Origin of the sequence: Paenibacillus paridis (assembly GCF_006345825.1) — a bacterium.
GTDB classification, from domain to species: Bacteria; Bacillota; Bacilli; order Paenibacillales; family Paenibacillaceae; genus Pristimantibacillus; species Pristimantibacillus paridis.
The window spans coordinates 1-534 of the sequence record NZ_VCIX01000003.1; the positions used below are offsets into that span (position 1 = coordinate 1).

The 534-nt window shown below is 52.0% G+C and carries 1 pseudogene; it reads right to left on the reverse strand.

Annotated elements, in window-relative coordinates:
* Positions 1-534: pseudogene (locus tag FJQ58_RS32690) on the reverse strand (IS256 family transposase); the annotation flags it as partial.

The following is a 534-nucleotide window of genomic DNA, read 5'->3' on the forward strand; positions in this document are numbered from 1 at the left end:
ATCGGGTGCTTCGAAGATTGAACGAACCATCCCTTTAATGCTCGCTTGTAGGGTTTTCGGGGCAGCATCTAGAATGTTTCGCATAAAATGAGCTTGGCATCGTTGCCACGTGACCCCTTGAAAGTGTTGTCGAATCGCCTTGACCAAGCCACCATGCGTATCACTGGTCACACAATCGACGCCATGCAGCCCGCGCTCTTTTAGGCGGCTAAAGAAATCGCCCCAGCTGGCTTCAGACTCGGTATCACCGATCGCAAGACCGAGGATTTCTNATTTCCATCGGTATTCACGCCATAGCCAATAAAGACGCCTCGTGAGCGGATTCGGCCGTCTTCCCGTACTTTCACATACATGCCATCTACCGTCACAAACGGGTAAGCCATCTCCTTCAGCGAGCGGTTATTCCACGCCTGAACGATGGGATCCAGTTGCTTGCATAATTCACTGACGGTGGATTTCGAGAACTCTCGTCCACAGAGTTCTTCCGTAACACGGGCGACTTTGCGGGTGGAGACACCTTGAACAACAAGCTCC